The 13,509-nt window shown below is 66.0% G+C and carries 13 protein-coding genes and 7 tRNA genes; 2 read left to right on the forward strand and 18 right to left on the reverse strand.

Annotation, left to right across the window (positions count from 1 at the left end):
* Window positions 1–284: 284 nt before the first annotated feature.
* From QWY80_RS00640 to QWY80_RS00720, 17 genes are all read right to left on the reverse strand, one after another.
* Window positions 285–572, reverse strand: a complete 288-nt coding sequence (locus QWY80_RS00640; protein ID WP_290228738.1) for a hypothetical protein — start codon at window positions 570–572, stop codon at window positions 285–287.
* A 386-nt stretch (window positions 573–958) separates the two neighbouring features.
* On the reverse strand, window positions 959–2,149 hold the full coding sequence (locus QWY80_RS00645) for an AAA family ATPase (protein WP_290228739.1): 1,191 nt from the start codon (window positions 2,147–2,149) through the stop codon (window positions 959–961).
* 130 nt (window positions 2,150–2,279) lie between these two features.
* Window positions 2,280–2,522: a helix-turn-helix transcriptional regulator gene (locus QWY80_RS00650; RefSeq protein ID WP_353960429.1), complete on the reverse strand. Its 243-nt coding sequence runs from the start codon at window positions 2,520–2,522 to the stop codon at window positions 2,280–2,282.
* A gap of 36 nt (window positions 2,523–2,558) precedes the next feature.
* On the reverse strand, window positions 2,559–3,092 hold the full coding sequence (locus QWY80_RS00655; RefSeq protein WP_290228741.1) for a hypothetical protein: 534 nt from the start codon (window positions 3,090–3,092) through the stop codon (window positions 2,559–2,561).
* An 11-nt stretch (window positions 3,093–3,103) separates the two neighbouring features.
* Window positions 3,104–3,328, reverse strand: a complete 225-nt coding sequence (locus QWY80_RS00660; protein ID WP_290228742.1) for a hypothetical protein — start codon at window positions 3,326–3,328, stop codon at window positions 3,104–3,106.
* Window positions 3,329–3,396: 68 nt separating this feature from the next.
* The gene (locus tag QWY80_RS00665) at window positions 3,397–4,677 is read right to left on the reverse strand and encodes a tyrosine-type recombinase/integrase (protein WP_290228743.1); all 1,281 of its coding nucleotides are present in this window, start codon (window positions 4,675–4,677) and stop codon (window positions 3,397–3,399) included.
* A gap of 436 nt (window positions 4,678–5,113) precedes the next feature.
* Window positions 5,114–5,617, reverse strand: a complete 504-nt coding sequence (locus tag QWY80_RS00670; protein ID WP_290228744.1) for a YiiD C-terminal domain-containing protein — start codon at window positions 5,615–5,617, stop codon at window positions 5,114–5,116.
* A gap of 2 nt (window positions 5,618–5,619) precedes the next feature.
* Window positions 5,620–6,180, reverse strand: coding sequence for a nitroreductase family protein (locus QWY80_RS00675; protein WP_290228746.1), 561 nt, complete (start codon window positions 6,178–6,180; stop codon window positions 5,620–5,622).
* Window positions 6,181–6,260: 80 nt separating this feature from the next.
* Window positions 6,261–7,097, reverse strand: coding sequence for an NADPH-dependent 7-cyano-7-deazaguanine reductase QueF (gene queF / locus QWY80_RS00680; protein WP_290228747.1), 837 nt, complete (start codon window positions 7,095–7,097; stop codon window positions 6,261–6,263).
* Window positions 7,094–7,867, reverse strand: coding sequence for an ABC transporter permease (locus QWY80_RS00685; RefSeq protein WP_290228748.1), 774 nt, complete (start codon window positions 7,865–7,867; stop codon window positions 7,094–7,096). The genes queF and QWY80_RS00685 overlap by 4 nt, the downstream gene beginning before the upstream one ends.
* Complete coding sequence (locus tag QWY80_RS00690; RefSeq protein WP_290228749.1) at window positions 7,864–8,820, reverse strand: ABC transporter ATP-binding protein; 957 nt, start codon at window positions 8,818–8,820, stop codon at window positions 7,864–7,866. The genes QWY80_RS00685 and QWY80_RS00690 overlap by 4 nt, the downstream gene beginning before the upstream one ends.
* A 245-nt stretch (window positions 8,821–9,065) precedes the next feature.
* Window positions 9,066–9,140 (reverse strand) — tRNA-Gly (locus tag QWY80_RS00695).
* A gap of 28 nt (window positions 9,141–9,168) precedes the next feature.
* A tRNA-Glu gene (locus tag QWY80_RS00700) sits at window positions 9,169–9,244 on the reverse strand.
* An 81-nt stretch (window positions 9,245–9,325) separates the two neighbouring features.
* A tRNA-Gly gene (locus QWY80_RS00705) sits at window positions 9,326–9,400 on the reverse strand.
* A gap of 25 nt (window positions 9,401–9,425) precedes the next feature.
* Window positions 9,426–9,501 (reverse strand) — tRNA-Glu (locus QWY80_RS00710).
* Between the two features lie 24 nt (window positions 9,502–9,525).
* Window positions 9,526–9,600 (reverse strand) — tRNA-Gly (locus tag QWY80_RS00715).
* Window positions 9,601–9,624: 24 nt separating this feature from the next.
* A tRNA-Glu gene (locus QWY80_RS00720) sits at window positions 9,625–9,700 on the reverse strand.
* A 136-nt stretch (window positions 9,701–9,836) separates the two neighbouring features.
* On the opposite strand from QWY80_RS00720, the gene QWY80_RS00725 reads away from it, so the two are divergent.
* Window positions 9,837–9,913: transfer RNA gene (locus QWY80_RS00725), tRNA-Met, on the forward strand.
* 47 nt (window positions 9,914–9,960) lie between these two features.
* On the opposite strand, the gene QWY80_RS00730 is transcribed toward QWY80_RS00725, so the two are convergent.
* Window positions 9,961–11,259 carry a M18 family aminopeptidase gene (locus tag QWY80_RS00730; RefSeq protein ID WP_290228750.1) on the reverse strand — a complete coding sequence of 433 codons (1,299 nt, stop codon included), beginning with the start codon at window positions 11,257–11,259 and terminating at the stop codon, window positions 9,961–9,963.
* 129 nt (window positions 11,260–11,388) lie between these two features.
* On the opposite strand from QWY80_RS00730, the gene QWY80_RS00735 reads away from it, so the two are divergent.
* A complete protein-coding gene (locus QWY80_RS00735; RefSeq protein WP_290228751.1) occupies window positions 11,389–13,455 on the forward strand; it encodes a carboxy terminal-processing peptidase in 2,067 nt (688 codons plus the stop codon).
* Window positions 13,456–13,509 lie beyond the last annotated feature (54 nt).

Genomic DNA, 13,509 nt, shown 5'->3' on the forward strand with positions numbered 1-13,509 from the left:
CCTTCGCTCTTCGATCCATTTGGCAAGATCAATCAGCCGGTAACTAATTCGACCTCCTCCCGCTGGGCATCGGTAGTAATCAGGACCGTTGCCCAACTGCCGGCAATTCTTCAGTGATCCCGCCGCCATGCCAACAAGAGCGGCGGCAGATTCCTCCGCCACACGATCATCGGCCGTGATAAAGACACCGCTCCTTTCGCACGCTTTCCGTAGCTGCTCGGCAGTCTGTGAAATACGTTCTTCGGTCTGCTTATCAGGTGGTCTTAGCGATCGCATTCATCACCTCACTGTGTGGTGGCCCCGTAGGGTGATGTTTCGCGCTGGTATTGCGCCTGCGCCAGTTCATACGCTTCTTGAGCGTCTCCACCATAGGCAAAGCCCAGCTCTCCGTTTTCAGGGTTGAACGACATGAAGCAGTAAACCAAGCTGGTCGGATCTAGGTCTGGCTTGTACATCAGCATTACTACCCGAGAGCGGTCGTTCAGGGATCTCAGTAGCGTGATTGGATTCTCTTCCGTTTCAATCACCTTGGAGTTCGCCATCATCGGCGTGCGCAAGTCATGTATTACCATCTCTGTCTCCTGTTGAGTTCCAGCCCAGCCATACCCCCCTCCCATTTTTCCCGCTTGAGCACGGAAAGATTCGGCGGCGGTCTTCGCGGGGCGCCGCTGAGGTTTCGACCTACCCCTCGTCCATACTCAGCACCTCCCATCGAGGCGCCTGGATACCGTGGTGAATTTCCTTTCAATTCCTCACGCACGAAAAAATCCTTGAGGCGGCGGTGTCCACCAGGGATACGCCAAGCATCTGCCCGACCCCTGCACGACTACTCTGATAATGCCCGTCCGGTCCGGAAAGTGTCCGTCCGTCCGCCCCCCTAAAGGGGGGCGGACGTATCGGACTGCGATCGCCGGACGCTTCGGACGTTTCGGACACCTAAACCGGACATTCGGACACCTCAACCCATCAGCTCGGCATAGGGATGGCACAGCCTGACGAGCCCCTTCTCCTCAAGCCGTTCCTTCGCCTCTGGCCACCGCCGGCGATCAAGGCCAGTGCGCTCCCTCCACTCGGCGACCTCCACTCTGGCGGTGGAAGGATCTCCGCCACCTTGTTCAAGCCGTTCACGGTGTTCCTGGAAGAGCTGCGCCAGTGCATCCAGCGCGACCTGTTCGTTCTTGCCAAGCCGGATCGCGTCGGCTGCCTTCGGCTGGTAACCGCCAAGCTCGGCCAGCACCACTCCGAACACAGGGTTTCCGTCCTCGTCCCGCAGCGGAAGCTCCACGGACTCCATCTCGAACGACATCGGTTGTGGTGGCGCGGCGTCCTTCATCTTCTCCGAGCGCAACACGACATTGCCGCCGACGTCCTTGAAGATGCTGTATTCCGCATCCAGCGCCCCCCTCAGTGCCGTCGATCCGCGCGCACCCTGGCGGGCGTCCTTACCGGTGTGATGCACGACAAGCACTGTGGCTCCCCATTCCTGGCCTATCGCATCTAGGTTACGGACGAAGGCGCCCATGTCGGCGGCGCTGTTCTCGTCACCCTCGAAGTTCCTGGCGAGCGTGTCCACGATAATCAGAACCGGATCCTGTCCAGTCTGCTCGACGATCTCACTGATGTGAGCTCGCGCCATGGCCGCGGCGTCGGCCCGGTCAAGCTGGGTGCTCGTCCTGGATATGAATAGCGGCGCAAAAGCGAGAGACACCCCAGAATGTATCGACTTGGCCGAGCAGCGACGGACAACCCCCGCATGGCCTTCCCCGCAGATATAGATCACGAGGCCTTTGGCCACTTCCCTACCGAAGCAAGGCATGCCAGTGGCCACACAGACCGCGATGTCGATGACAGCGAGGCTTTTCCCCGAGCCAGGCGGCCCGATTACAGCCCCGAAGGCGCCCCGCTCGAGGATGCCCTTGATCAGCCATTCTGGCGCCCTGGCGCTCTTGAGCAGGTCGCCGATACGGTCGAAGCCGAATCCCCGTCTCGATTTCTCCTGCGCCTCGGGCTCAGGGCCTTCGCCCTGGGGGCATTTGGGTGGGCTCGGTTCTCCCGCCGCCTCGCCATCGTTGGCCGCCTCGAGGGCGGTATGCAGCTGCCGGCGAACCTCATCTGGGCCACGGGCTTGGTGCAGGTCATTCCAATCCATCAGCCACCTCTCGCGATCGACGGCGCCTGATGGGGATGCTCTACGGCGGTGTATCGGCTATGATGAGAAGGCATGATGTTTGTTGAAGCCTCGCCGCTGGTGGCCGCCAGGGCGAGGCTTTCTGTTAACCTCATGATGCGACCTCCCTGCGCTCAGCTTCCCAACGCTCGAGGTCGCTCAGACGCCAGCGAGTACAGTTCTCGCCCAGCTTGACGGGGGCAGGGAATCGGCCTTGCCTCACCCACCTCCATATGGTTGGGACGCTGACATCTTCACGCCTCGCAACCTTGGGTGCGGACAGAAAGACAGGGCTATCAAGAGAGGGACTTTCCATGCGGCTTAACCTCGTATCATGGCGGTTCGAGGTCAGCATGGCTCGGAGGGGTGGGGGGTGTGGCGGGCACTGCCCCTACTTTTTACGGGGGTTTCTGGTATGGCGCTTGATGGTATCAGGTGAACATCCGAAGTGACGGGCGGCCTGGCGCTGTAATTCGGCATAGGAAAAGTCTGGGCGCCTCTCGGACAGATCTTCTATGTACGGCTGGTACGCGCCCCTTTGCTGCTGATAGTTGCGATTCTTCTCGTTCCCTCCCTTTCGAGCTCCTTCTCGGATAGGCGCAGACGTGTGCAGACTGAGGTTGTGTTTCAGCCGCTCGATATTCTCAGCCAGCACGACAAACAGTATCTTGGCATTTTCTTCATCGCCCCGCTGCAGCCAGCGGCGGCAACCCTGTATCTGGCCTGTGATCAACGGACCAAATTCCGAGGCGACAGATTCCGGGGCCCGTTCCAGGGCCCCCGGCAACTCTGCCTCTTGTTTATCCAGCCAGTAAGCAGGATCCTGGGGCATCTCTGATCGCTTGGCGAGCAGCCGCATCTCCTCCCAGTAGTCGTCGGCAGCCTCGCACTCGGCGACGAACTGCTCGAAGTTCGGGTCATCCATGTTCGCGCCCCTCAGCGATTGAGCTTCCTGAGTTCCTCGAGGTGGTCAATAAGGCACTGCGTCACACTGGACACTGCCTCGGGAGGGTTAGGATCCCCACCGTTCTCGACGTCAATGAAATGGTTCGACAGGAATACCGCCAGGGCATGTGCCTTACGAGTATGCTCGTCGACCTGGTCGGCTCGCTCTACCTGGGTCAGCTCGGCTACTACGGTCGTGGTAGCATTGGATTGCATGTCGGCATCTCCTCTCAGTGGTTGCCGGTGTGCAGGCCCCGGGAAGCCCACCTCCCCGGGGCCACTTCTTACGCCTCCTTGCGAATCGGCGTCACGCTGCCCTGCGTGTCGCCCTCGGCGCAGAATTGCGCCCAGTCCTTCATCAGCCGGCGTCGCTTCTCGAGCAGGTCGCCGCGGCGATAAGCGGCCTCGGCCTTGTTCTTGATGGTGTGGGCCAGGGCCATCTCGCAGATGTCGCCCGGGTAAGCGGTGCGCTCGCCGGCCCAGTCGCGGAACGTCGAGCGGAAGCCGTGGGCAGTGACGACGCCGTCGGTATTCGGGTCACGGTACTTCTGGCCTTCGGGCATGGCACTGTCCATCCGCTTGATGACGGCGGTCAGGGTGTTCTCGGACAGCAGCTTGCCGCGTGCCGATGGAAATACCAGGTCGGTGCCCTCATGTCTCGGAAGGGCTTTCAGCAGCGCCACCGCGGCCCGCGAGAGCGGCACGCGATGCTCCTTGCCCGCCTTCATGCGCTCGGCAGGAATCGTCCACAGACGCGCCCCCAGGTCGATCTCGCTCCAGCATGCCCCCTTGGCTTCGCGGGAGCGCGTGGCGGTCAGGATAGCGAACTCCAGGCAGCGGGCGCCGCCGCCCTCCATGTCCGCCAGGTGGCGCATGAAGCGGGGCATGTCGTCGATCGGCAGGGCGGCATGGTGGCGCTTCGTGGCGACCTTGCTGGGGTTGGGTAGGCGGGCGTCCAGGTTCCCGCGCCAGCGGGCCGGGTTGTCGCCGGAGCGATGGCCGCCGGCGGTAGCCCAGTCGAGCACCTTCTCGACGCGCCCGCGAACACGCTTGGCGGTCTCGGTCTTGGCCAACCACAGGTTGTCCCGGGTCAGCAGGTCCTCGACATCGGCCAGGGTGATCTCATCCACGCGCTTCTGGCCGATGACGGGCGAGGCGTAGGTCGCCAGGGTGCTCTCCCACTGGGCGGCGTGCTTGGCGTTCTTGAACTCATGGCGCTTGAGGGTCAGGAACTTTCCCGCCGCTTCATCGAAGGTGAGGCGCTGCGTTTGCGCCTTCAGGGCCAGGCGGGCGGCGCGCTTCTCTTCTACCGGGTCGATGCCAGCGGTGATCTGCTCTCGCAGGGCGCGGGCCTTCGACCGGGCGTCGGCCAGGGGGACGTCAGGGAAACCGCCCAGGCCGATGTCGCGGCGGCGATCCCCTATCTTGATACGCAGCACCCATGAGCGCGCGCCGGTCTTGGCCACCTGCAGTTGCAGGCCGGCCACGCCACCAACGGCATACAGCCCTGGCTCGGTGAGGCGCCTTACCTCGGCGGCGGACAGTTCGCGGGCTTTCTTGGGCATCGTCGCTCCTCCAACCAACAACCCAACATAAGGGGTTCAATTGGATGGTAGGCGATGACACTAGATAACACAATATATTCAGCAATGGCGGTAGTTGTGGCGGGTATTCGACACGGCATGACACTCCATGAAATGTGGAAGCGGCGGCCTCCCCCTCCGCCACCGGATAGTGAAGCAAGGGGAACCAGGCAACCGCCTGGTTCCCCTTTCGCGTTTCGGCTGCGTGATATCGCACGGTGTCCGAGCTCCACCTCCCAGATATTGGCACTCCTGCGGCAGCCTGCTGTCCATGGGTTCCGCCGCTGGCGTGGCGGCACACCTGCTGGTCAACGCCCAGGCGTTCTAGCCAGCTGCGTACCGTGGTGCTGCAACGTGCCATGGGCTGGATCGACCTGAGCGATACCGACACGCTGCGCCGGGCCGGGGGAGCGCCCGGTCAGCGCTCCGGCAGCACCGCATAGTCGCCACGCGCCTCGAGGCAGAGGGTATCGCCGCACCACAGGCGCTGCACCAGGGCGATGCGCCCCTTGCCGCGGTGCGCCAGGCGCTCGGCCAGCGCGTCGGGGCCGGCGGCGTCCTCGGGTTCGCACTCCAGGCGGTAGTCGCCAATCACCGGGGCCAGGAAGCGTTGGCCGGCCTCGGCCACCACCACGTCCCGGGCCAGGCCTCGGCGGCGCAGCCACAGGGTGGTCCAGCACCAGCCCAGCAGGGTGGCCTGGGCGGCCAGTGCGCCGCCGAAGCCGGTGCCCTTGTCGTTGAGTGAGGGGGCGAGCGCCAGCGACCAGCCCAGCCGGTCGCCGTCGCGGCGCATCTCGCGGATGCCCAGGTGGCCCACCATGGGAATCGCCTCGGCGAGCCAGGCGAGGAACTCGCCCGGGTCGTCCTCGCCGCCTTGCGCGGGCAGCGCCGGGCGGGGATGGGGAACGCCGATCTCGCGCATGCTCAGGTCCAGTGCTCCACGAAGTCGGCGATGCGGTGTTCGGCCAGCGGCTTGTGGCGCCCGCCGAGCCGGCCCAGGTAGACGAAGGCCACCACCTCGTCGTCCTCGTCCAGCCCCAGGCCCTTGCGCACCACGGGATCGAAGGCGTACTTGCCGCTGCGCCACATGGCGCCGAGCCCCTGGGCATGGGCCGCCAGCAGGATGCCGTGGGCGGCGCAGCCGGCGGAGATCACCTGCTCGATCTTCGGCACCTTGGGCACGTCCGGGGTGACCCGGGCGATCACCGCGATGATCATGGGCGCTCGCAGCGGCTTCTTGCGGGCGGCGTTCAGGGCCTCGTCGCCGATATGCGGGTCCTCGCGATACTCCGCCTCGGCGAACAGCTCGCCGAGGCGTTCGAGGCCCTCGCCGGAGAACTCGATGAAGCGCCAGGGGCGCAGCTCCCCGTGGTCCGGTGCACGCAGCGCCGCTCGGTAGATCGCCTCGAGCTGTTCGGGGCTGGGCGGCGGGCCCATCAGCTTGCCCATGGAACCGCGTTCGTGCAGCAGCGTCAGCGCATCCATCCGATGTCTCCCTTGGCCATGTTCAGACGAGAACCTTTCTCGCCACTCTACCAGCGCGCCGCCCTACTGTCGTGCCGGGCCTATTGTCTCGACAAGCGAAGGGGGGCGGGCGGACGCTCGCCGGGGCTGGCGCGCCAGGGGCTGATGTCCAGGCCACCGCGGCGCACGTAGCGCGCCAGCACCAGCAACCGTTCGGGACGGGCGCGTTCCAGCAGGTCCATGAAGATATGCTCCACGCAGTGCTCGTGGAAGTCCTGGTGCTGGCGGTACCCGACCAGGTAGCGCAGCAACCCCTCGCGGTCGAGCCGTGGCCCGCGGTAGCGGATCATCACGCTGCCCCAGTCGGGCTGGCCGGTGACCGGGCAGTTGGACTTGAGCAGGTGCGAATAGAGCGTCTCCTCGACGATCGCCTCCCCCGTCCGGAGGTGCTCGGCACTGGGCGTGTAGTCGGTGATCTCGATATCGAGGTCGTCGAGGCACTCGCCGGGCAGGCGCCGCGGCGTCAGCGCCGCGTCGTCCACGTCGAGCAGCTCGACGGTCACCGGCGCCCCGGCGGCCGCGGCCAGGTCACGCTCGAGGGTCTCGACCACTCGCTCGCCGCTGTCGAAACGGGTCTGGTTGAAGCCATTGAGGTAGAGCTTCCACGACTTGGACTCGATCAGGTTCGGCGACTCCGCCGGCAGCCGGAAACGCGCCACGGCCACCCGGGGCTTGCCCTTGGCATTGAGCCAGGAGAGCTCGAAGGCGTGCCACTCGTCCTCGCCGACGAAGGGCAGGGCCCCCTCGGCGATGCCCAGCGGCGCCCGGTTGGCGGCGCGGGCAATGGGATAGAGCAGCCCGGCATCATAGCGCTCGGGATAGGCGGACTCGCGCCCCAGCGGGGCCTGGGCCAGGGTCTCGGGACGTTCGGCGGTCATGAGCGGATCCCCTTGCCGTGCTCGAGCATCCACAGGGCGATGCCGAACAGCACGACGATGAAGGCGAGGATGGCGGCCAGCGCCCAGCCCACCGGGATGTCGGAGACGCCCAGGAAACCGTAGCGGAAGACGTTGACCATGTAGAGGATGGGGTTGAGCATCGACACGCCCTGCCACAGGTCCGGCAGCAGCGAGATCGAGTAGAAGACCCCGCCCAGGTAGGTCAGCGGCGTGAGGATGAAGGTCGGCACGATGGAGATGTCGTCGAACTTCTTGCCCAGCAGGGCGTTGATGAAGCCGCCGATGGCGAACAGCGCCGCGGTGAGCACCACCACCAGCACGGTCAGCAGCGGGTGCGCCACGCTGAGGCGGGTGAAGAACAGCGACACCAGGGTCACGATCACCCCCACCCCCAGGCCGCGGGTCATGCCGCCCAGCACGAAGCCGGCCAGGATCACCCAGTTGGGCATGGGCGAGACCATCATCTCCTCCACGCTGCGCTGGAACTTGTTGGAGAAGAAGCTCGAGGCCACGTTGGAGTAGCTGTTGGTGATCACCGCCATCATGATCAGCCCCGGGACGATGAAGTCCATGTAGGTGTAGCCGTCCATCTCGCCGATGCGCGAGCCGATCAGGTTGCCGAAGATGATGAAGTACATGGTCATGGTGATCGAGGGCGGCAGCAGGGTCTGCGGCCAGATGCGCGTGAAGCGCTTGATCTCCTTGAGCACCAGGGTCCAGAGGGCGATGGCGATCTGACGGGGATTCATGCGCGCACCTCCTCGTGACGGTCGATCGCGCCCTGGTCGCCCTCCACCATGGAGACGAACATCTCCTCGAGGCGGTTGGCACGGTTGCGCATCGACACCACCTGGATGCCCTGCTCGCCCAGCGCCGAGAAGACGTCGTTGAGGCGCTGGCCGCGGTGCACCACCACGGCGAGCTGGGAGGGCTCGACCCGGCTCACCTCGAAGCCCTCGACCTCGGGCGCCGCTTCCACCGGGTGGGCCAGGTCGAGCAGGAAGGTCTCGGTATCCAGCTCGGTGAGCAGCTCCCGCACGCTGGTGCTACGGATGATCTCGCCGTGGTTGATGATCGCCACGTTGCGGCAGAGGCTCTCCGCCTCCTCCAGGTAGTGGGTGGTGAGGATGATGGTGGTGCCCTCCTCACGGTTGATGCGGCGCATGTACTCCCACATGCTGCGCCTCAGCTCGATGTCCACGCCGGCGGTGGGCTCGTCGAGGATCAGCAGCTTCGGCCGGTGCATCAGCGCACGGGCGATCATCAGGCGGCGCTTCATGCCGCCGGAGAGCATGCGCGCGCTGCCGTTGCGCTTGTCCCACAGGCTGAGGTCGCGCAACAGCTGCTCGGCCCGGGGCAGCGCCTCGCGCCGCGACATGCCGTAGTAGCCGGCCTGGGCCAGCACGATGTCGAGGACCTTCTCGAACTGGTTGAAGTTGAACTCCTGGGGCACCACGCCGAGGTGGTACTTGGCGCGGGCGAAGTCGCGGTCGATGTCGATGCCGAAGATCGACACCCGGCCGGCGCTCTTCTGCACCAGCGAGCAGACCACGCCGAGGGTGGTGGACTTGCCGGCGCCGTTGGGGCCCAGCAGCGCGAAGAAGTCCCCCTCGGCGACGTCGAGGTCGATGCCCTTCAGGGCCTGGAAACCATTGCCGTAGACCTTGGTGAGGCCACGGATGGACAGAGCCGGTTCGGCCATGCGCAATCCTTGGATGCAGTCGGGATCGAGGTGCGGACGGGCCGCAAAGGGATACTGGTATGGGGTCGGACCGCCACGACTTCAAGTCGCGACCCGTAAGGGTCGGACGGTCGGACACGCGAAAACGCCTGCACGGCGGCAGACATCATTAAAAATACAGGGGGGGTTGGAGCGGGAAACGAGATCGACCGGGCTGGCGTTCCAGCTCGTGACCCGAGCCTTGGCTCGCTGCCGCTTGCAAACTTTGGAGCGGGAAACGAGATTCGAACTCGCGACCCTCGCCTTGGCAAGGCGATGCTCTACCACTGAGCTATTCCCGCTTGTCGAGTACCGCCGGTGCGAGCGAGGTGGCGTCCCATAGGGGGTTCGAACCCCTGTTACCGCCGTGAAAGGGCGGTGTCCTGGACCACTAGACGAATGGGACGCATGGAGCGGGAAACGAGATCGACCGGGCTGGCGTTCCAGCTCGTGACCCGAGCCTTGGCTCGCTACCGCTTGCAACCTTTGGAGCGGGAAACGAGATTCGAACTCGCGACCCTCGCCTTGGCAAGGCGATGCTCTACCACTGAGCTATTCCCGCTTGTCTCGCACTGTTTCCGGAGAAGTGGCGTCCCATAGGGGGTTCGAACCCCTGTTACCGCCGTGAAAGGGCGGTGTCCTGGACCACTAGACGAATGGGACGCATCGGCTTTCATATTGAAAGCTTGGAGCGGGAAACGAGATTCGAACTCGCGACCCTCGCCTTGGCAAGGCGATGCTCTACCACTGAGCTATTCCCGCGCTCCGGCACCTTGATGAGTCGAGTGGCGTCCCATAGGGGGTTCGAACCCCTGTTACCGCCGTGAAAGGGCGGTGTCCTGGACCACTAGACGAATGGGACGCAATGTCTCGCCTCGTCGAGGTGGCGCGAATATTACCGAGCCCCCCTGGGGGTGTCAAGCGCGGATCGGTGGCCGCCTAGCCCCGCCGACAGGGAGTTGACAGCCCGTCCGGCGGCGGATAGAGTACGCGCCGCTGGCTACGTAGCTCAGTTGGTTAGAGCACATCACTCATAATGATGGGGTCCCCTGTTCGAGTCAGGGCGTAGCCACCAGAACAGCAAACCCGTCGCCATTGGCGCCGGGTTTTTTTCATGGGCGCTCAGTCGAGCTCGGCGCGATTGCAGAAGGCGGCGAGCACCCGGGTCAGGGCTGCGACGTCCTGGCTGCCCGCGGTCTCGCGGATGGAGTGCATGGCCCACTGGGGCACACCCACGTCCAGGGTCGGCACGCCCAGCTCGGTGGCGGTGATCGGCCCGATGGTGCTGCCGCAGCCCATGTCGGCGCGGGTCACGAAGGTCTGCACCGGCACCTCGGCCTGGCGGCAGAGCTCGCGGAACATCGCCGCGGTGGCGCTGTTGGTGGCGTAGCGCTGGTTGGCGTTGACCTTGATCACCGGCCCGCCGTTGAGCGCCGGGCCGTGGGCGGCGTCGTGCTTGTCCGGGAAGTTGGGGTGCAGGGCATGGGCGTTGTCGCAGGAGATCATCCTGGATGCCTGGATCAGGCGAATGTAGGCCTCCTCGCCTCCCCCACCGAGCCGCTCACTGACCCGGCGCAGCACGTCGCCCAGGAAGGGGCCCTGGGCGCCGCAGGCGCTGGCGCTGCCCACCTCCTCATGATCGTTGGCCACCAGCACCGCGCCCTGCCGGCCATCCGACGCAAGCAGGGCCTCTAGCCCGATAAAGCAGGACAGCAGGTTGTCGAGCCGGGCACTGGCGATCAGCTCGCCCTGCACGCCGACCCGCGCCGGCGGCTGCATATCGTGGAAGCCCAGCTCGAAGTCGATCAGCTCGATGTCGTCCAGGCCGTGCTGCTCGGCGATCCAGCCCTGGAGCAGCCGCGTCAGGTCGGTTCCCTCGCCCCCCTGCAGCAGCACCGGCGCCATCTGGGTCTGGGCGTTGAGCGCCCTGCCGTCGTTGGCCTCGCGGTCGAGATGGATGGCCAGGCTGGGAATGATCGCCACCGGCCGGTCGACATCGAGCAGCAGGCCCTCCAGGCGGCCGTCGGGATGGCGCACGTGCACCCGGCCGGAGAGCCCCAGGTCGCGGTCGAACCAGGGCGCCAGCAGCACCCCGCCATAGGTCTCGACGCCGAGCTGCAGCCAGCCGGCCGCGGTCTGGGCGGCGTTGGGCTTGAGCCGCAGCCCGGGGCTGTCGGTGTGGGCGCCGATCATGCGCAGCGCCGAGAGCCCATCCTCCGGCAGTTGCAGGGCGATGATCGAGGAGTCGTTGCGGGTCACGAAGACGCGATCCCCCGGCGCCAGCTGCCACGCCTCGCGTTCGTCGAGGCGCCGGAAGCCGGCCGCCTCGAGGCGGGCCGCCATGTTGGCGGTGGCATGCCAGGGGGTGGGAGAACGGCGCAGGAAGTCGAACAATCGCTCGAGCAGGTCGTCCTGGGGCATGGGTTCCTCTACATGGATGTCATGGGATGACGGGGGAAGCTGCTACAATGCCCTTTCGGCCCGCGCAACTCACGGGCCGAGCAAGGGTCAAGGGATATGAGTGTACATGAAACCAGGAGTGCTTCATCGATGAGCCCGCTCGCCAATCTGGGCCGTACGGTCGCCGTGCTGGCCGGCCTGCTGCTGGTCGCCACGGTCGCCCTGGCGCAGCCGCAACCCACCGACGCCCAGCGCCAGGCGGCCACGGAGGTCGCCGAATCGCTGCGCTACGGCCACTACGCCGACGTCGATCTCGACGACGCCTGGTCGCGCCGGGCCTTCGAGCGCTATCTGGACATCCTGGATGGCCAGCGCGCCTTCCTGCTCGAGGAGGACGTGGAGGAGTTTCGCCACCTGGAGGAGAGCCTCGACGATGCCCTGCTCGACGGCGATCTCGACGGCTTCTTCACCCTCTACCAGCGCTACCACGAGCGCGCCGAGGCGCGCTTCGAGTGGCTGCTGGCACGCCTCGACGAGGGCCTGGACTTCGATTACGACGGCCGCCAGCGCCTGGAGCTGGAGCGCGAGGACGCCCCCTGGGCCCAGGACATGGCGGATCTCGACGACTTGTGGGCCAAGCGCCTGAAGAACGCCGCCCTGACCCTGGCCATCAGCGACCAGGACGAGGAGCAGGTGGAAACCAACCTGCGCCAGCGCTACGAGGGCCAGCTCAGCCGGCTGCGCCAGACCAACGCGGATGACGTCTTCGGGCTGTTGATGGCGGCCGCCACCGGCAGCGTCGACCCCCACAGCGAATACCTCTCCCCGCGCCAGGGCGAGTCCTTCGACATCCAGATGCGCCTCTCGCTGGAGGGCATCGGCGCCCTGCTCCAGGCCGATGGCGAATACGTCAAGGTGGCCAGCCTGGTACCCGGCGGTCCGGCGGATCGCGCCGGCGTGCTGGAGCCCGCCGACCGCATCGTCGCCGTCGGCCAGGAGGACGGCGAGATGGTCAACGTGGTCGGCATGCGCCTCGACGACGTGGTGGACCTGATCCGCGGTCCCAAGGGCTCGGTGGTACGCCTCGACGTGGTGCCCGCCCAGGCCGTCGACATGACCCGCTCCAAGGTGGTCGAGATCACCCGCGACACCGTCAAGCTGGAGGACCAGGCGGCCCACGGCGAGGTGATCGAACTGGAGCGCGACGACGGCCCCCACCGGGTCGGCGTCATCGAGGTCCCCACCTTCTACGTGGACTTCGACGCCTGGCAGGCCGGCGATGAGGACTATCGCAGCACCACCCGCGACGTGGCCAACGAGATCGAGCGCCTCAAGGCGAAAGACATCGAGGGCATCGTGCTCGACCTGCGCAACAATGGTGGCGGCGCCCTGCAGGAGGCGAACTCGCTGATCGGCCTGTTCATCGACCGCGGCCCCACCGTCCAGGTGCGCGATGCCCGCGGGCGCATCAGCCTCTACGGCGACACCGACACCGGCACCGTCTACGACGGCCCACTGGTGGTACTGGTGAATCGCCTGTCCGCCTCCGCCTCGGAGATCTTCGCCGGTGCCATCCAGGACTACGGCCGCGGCCTGGTGGTGGGCACCTCCACCTTCGGCAAGGGCACGGTGCAGACCCTCAACGAGCTCAGCCATGGCGAGATCAAGCTGACCCGCGCCAAGTTCTACCGCATCTCCGGCGAGAGCACCCAGCACCGCGGCGTGGAACCCGACATCATCTTCCCCAGCCTGATCGACCCCGAGCTGATCGGCGAGAGCAGCCTGGACAACGCCCTGGACTGGGACACCGTGCGCTCGGTGCAGTATCGCGAATACGGCGAGCCGTGGCGCTACCTGGAAAACCTCAAGGACCGCCACCGGCGCCGCGCCGAGGAACACCCCAACTTCCGCTACCTCGAGCAGCAGGCGGCGCTGAATCGCCAGCTGCGCGAGGAGAACACCAGCGTCAGCCTCAACCGCGAGCAGCGCCAGCGCGAGGTGGAATCCCAGGAGGCCGAACAGCTGGCCCTGGAGAACCAGCGCCGCGAGGCGCTGGGCCTGGAGCCCCTCGAGGAGTGGGTCGACGCCCGCGGCGAGGAGAGCGACGAGGAAGAGGAGGAGGAGCCGGTGGAGCAGGTCCAGGTGCAGGAGGCCGCCCAGATCCTGCTGGACTACGCCCAGCTCGACGACAGCTTCCGCTTCGCCAACCGCGACTGAACCGCCCCGCCGCCGGCCCCGGGTCGGCGGGGGCCTTGCCGGCCGGCACCGCTG

Origin of the sequence: Halomonas ramblicola, from assembly GCF_030409215.1 — a bacterium.
GTDB lineage: Bacteria > Pseudomonadota > Gammaproteobacteria > Pseudomonadales > Halomonadaceae > Halomonas > Halomonas ramblicola.

Coding starts and splice junctions, on each gene's coding strand:
- QWY80_RS00645 (WP_290228739.1), bottom strand. CDS start 2,149: ATGGATTGGAATGACCTGCACCAAGCCCGTGGCCCAGATGAGGTTCGC.
- queF (WP_290228747.1), bottom strand. CDS start 7,097: ATGACCGCCGAACGTCCCGAGACCCTGGCCCAGGCCCCGCTGGGGCGC.
- QWY80_RS00660 (WP_290228742.1), bottom strand. CDS start 3,328: ATGCAATCCAATGCTACCACGACCGTAGTAGCCGAGCTGACCCAGGTA.
- QWY80_RS00675 (WP_290228746.1), bottom strand. CDS start 6,180: ATGGATGCGCTGACGCTGCTGCACGAACGCGGTTCCATGGGCAAGCTG.
- QWY80_RS00730 (WP_290228750.1), bottom strand. CDS start 11,259: ATGCCCCAGGACGACCTGCTCGAGCGATTGTTCGACTTCCTGCGCCGT.
- QWY80_RS00665 (WP_290228743.1), bottom strand. CDS start 4,677: ATGCCCAAGAAAGCCCGCGAACTGTCCGCCGCCGAGGTAAGGCGCCTC.
- QWY80_RS00690 (WP_290228749.1), bottom strand. CDS start 8,820: ATGGCCGAACCGGCTCTGTCCATCCGTGGCCTCACCAAGGTCTACGGC.
- QWY80_RS00650 (WP_353960429.1), bottom strand. CDS start 2,522: ATGCTGACCTCGAACCGCCATGATACGAGGTTAAGCCGCATGGAAAGT.
- QWY80_RS00655 (WP_290228741.1), bottom strand. CDS start 3,092: ATGGATGACCCGAACTTCGAGCAGTTCGTCGCCGAGTGCGAGGCTGCC.
- QWY80_RS00735 (WP_290228751.1), top strand. CDS start 11,389: ATGAGCCCGCTCGCCAATCTGGGCCGTACGGTCGCCGTGCTGGCCGGC.
- QWY80_RS00670 (WP_290228744.1), bottom strand. CDS start 5,617: ATGCGCGAGATCGGCGTTCCCCATCCCCGCCCGGCGCTGCCCGCGCAA.
- QWY80_RS00640 (WP_290228738.1), bottom strand. CDS start 572: ATGGTAATACATGACTTGCGCACGCCGATGATGGCGAACTCCAAGGTG.
- QWY80_RS00685 (WP_290228748.1), bottom strand. CDS start 7,867: ATGAATCCCCGTCAGATCGCCATCGCCCTCTGGACCCTGGTGCTCAAG.